The organism is Arthrobacter sp. Dra40 (genome assembly GCF_059091905.1).
Window position 1 is genome coordinate 1 of the sequence record NZ_JBNHHB010000562.1, and the last position, 500, is coordinate 500.

The 500-nt window shown below is 67.0% G+C and carries 1 protein-coding gene; it reads right to left on the bottom strand.

Going from position 1 to position 500, the window contains the following annotated elements; all coding sequences use genetic code 11:
* The coding region (locus AC5RWT_RS37995; RefSeq protein ID WP_494084706.1) for an FtsW/RodA/SpoVE family cell cycle protein at window positions 1-425 on the bottom strand (425 nt) is incomplete at its 3' end.
* Between the last annotated feature and the right edge of the window lie 75 nt (window positions 426-500).

Here is a 500-nt window from a genome sequence, read left to right on the forward strand (position 1 = left end):
GGTGTGAAGACCAAGAGCAGCAGGAAGACCGACGCCGCGAGGGCTGGCCAGGCCAGCTTCCGGTACGTAGCCGCCTTCAGTCGGGACAGGATCAGCATCGCCGTGACGCCGAGGCCTGCGAAGAGGGACTGTTTCATGAACAGGCTGAACGGCGATTCTTCGTCCGCAATGGATTCCACCGCGGACGAGGAGAGCACCATCAGCAGGCCGATGGCGGTCAAGGCAAGGGCGGAGCCAAGGATCAGGTAATAGCTGGCTCCGCTGGATTGCGTTCCGGTGCCTTGGATCCGGTCCAGCAGGTCCGTGCCCCGTTCGCGGAGTCCACGCAGCTTTTCCGCGGGGCCGGCGGTGGCCCGGGCGTCATGCCCGCGGGCAGCGGCGGGAGCCTGGGTCCGGCTTTCGCTGCGGGGACCGCTGGTGGCCATTACTGCTCCTTAGTCGACGGTGCCTGCCCCTCCCCGAACCGGCGGACGGCTTGCATGAACGCATTGCCGCGGTGC